2 protein-coding genes and 1 pseudogene are annotated in these 1609 nt (G+C 63.6%); 1 reads left to right on the top strand and 2 read right to left on the bottom strand.

Translation table 11 applies throughout. The annotated features are described in order from the left end of the window. Positions 1-215: pseudogene (locus ENZ75_RS31280) on the top strand (cytochrome c); the annotation flags it as partial. A 9-nt stretch (positions 216-224) separates the two neighbouring features. On the opposite strand, the gene ENZ75_RS31275 reads toward ENZ75_RS31280, so the two are convergent. Further along, positions 225-932: a DeoD-type purine-nucleoside phosphorylase gene (locus tag ENZ75_RS31275; protein ID WP_013531859.1), complete on the bottom strand. Its 708-nt coding sequence runs from the start codon at positions 930-932 to the stop codon at positions 225-227. Positions 933-1018: 86 nt separating this feature from the next. After that, positions 1019-1609, bottom strand: a 591-nt coding sequence (locus tag ENZ75_RS31270; RefSeq protein ID WP_128278601.1) for a response regulator, incomplete at its 5' end; no start/stop codon positions are given.

Here is a 1609-nt window from a genome sequence, read left to right as displayed (position 1 = left end):
GTGCCGAAACACTGGCCCGGCTCGTCCTTGCCGGCAGCCAGGCCGTGCACACGGCCGATGCACCGACGACGCCCGCCATGCCTTCCCTGGCCTGGCGCCTGAAAGACCAGGAGGTCGCCGACGTCTTGACCTATGTGCGCGCCAGTTGGGGCAACGCGGCTCCTGCAGTCTCGTCCGGCGATGTCGCTGCCGTACGCAAGGGATTGACCCAGTAGACCCGTACTCTAGCTCTCGGCTGCGACAGCGAGCGCCAGACGGCTCATGTCGGTGAAAAGCGCCTGGCGCTCGGAATAGTCGGTCTGTTCGCCGGTCTCGATGTTGTCCACCACGACACACATCGACAACGCACGTGCTCCGAAATGCTCCGATATGCCATAGAGCGCGCTGGTTTCCATATCCACGGCCAGGGCTCCTTGCGCCCGTGCATCGGCAAAACGGGCACGCCCATCCGGGTGATAGAAGATGTCGCTGCAGACCGTCAGGCCGACATGATGGTCGATGCCAAATTCTACCGCCTTGGCCCGTGACGATGCGAGGAGCGCCGGGTCCGGGCCAGCCGGTCCATAAAGGCCGAAAACCTGGCCGCTCTGGGCGCTTTCCGCCTGTGCCGATTGCGAGATGACAAGGCTGCGCAGCTTTGCCTTTGCGGTCAGGCTGCCGCAGGTGCCGGTACGGATCAGCGTCCGGGCGCCATAATGGTCCAGCAGTTCATGCGCATAGATCAGAAACGATGAAACGCCGATGCCCGTCGCTTGAATGCTGATGGACTTGCCACGAAACAAGCCGGTGAAGCCAAGCGTGCCGCGTCGGCGATTGATGCAGCGCGGCGCTTCCAGGAACGTTTGCGCCATCCATTCGGCGCGTTGCGGGTCGCCCGGCAACAACACCGTGTCGGCATAGTCGTCCTTGTCCGCTTCGTTGTGCGGCGTCACCGGTTGCTCCCCTAAGCCTTCCTGCCGTTCACCCCTCAATCATGGCGTTGTCACGGCGTTGCGCAAGGAGGAACATGGGGAAGGCTTTAGGACTCCAGCACGTCCTTGACGATCGTGGCCAGTTGCTTGAGCGAAAACGGCTTCGGCAGGAAGCCGAAATGCGCATCTGCCGGCAGGTTTCTGGCGAATGCGTCCTCGGCATAGCCGGACACGAAGACGAACTTGATGTCGGGCTGGCGCTTGCGCAATTCGCCGAGCAGCGTCGGCCCGTCCATTTCCGGCATCACCACGTCGGAAACGACGATATCGACCTTGCCGCCCAGCGCCTCGAACACTTCCAGCGCCTCGACGCCCGACGACGCCTCGTGCACGGTGTAGCCGCGCGAGGTCAGCGCCCGCATGCCGCCCATGCGCACGGCATCCTCGTCCTCGACGAGCAGCACCGTGGCCGAGCCCGACAGATCCTTGGCCGGATCGGCGACCTTTGCCGGCGCCGCCGGCGCATCGCCGGGCTCGCCTGCCTTTTTCGCTTCGGCGATGTGACGCGGCAGGAAAATGCGGAAAGTCGAGCCTTTGCCGACTTCGGAATCGCAGAAGATGAAGCCGCCGGTCTGCTTGATGATGCCGTAGACCATCGACAGGCCAAGGCCGGTGCCTTTGCCGACTTCCTTGGTGGT

It is taken from the genome of Mesorhizobium sp. M7A.F.Ca.CA.002.04.1.1, assembly GCF_004022805.1.
Taxonomy (GTDB): domain Bacteria; phylum Pseudomonadota; class Alphaproteobacteria; order Rhizobiales; family Rhizobiaceae; genus Mesorhizobium; species Mesorhizobium ciceri.
Note: the sequence above shows the minus strand (reverse complement) of the source record. Positions and strands in the feature narration are given on the sequence as shown.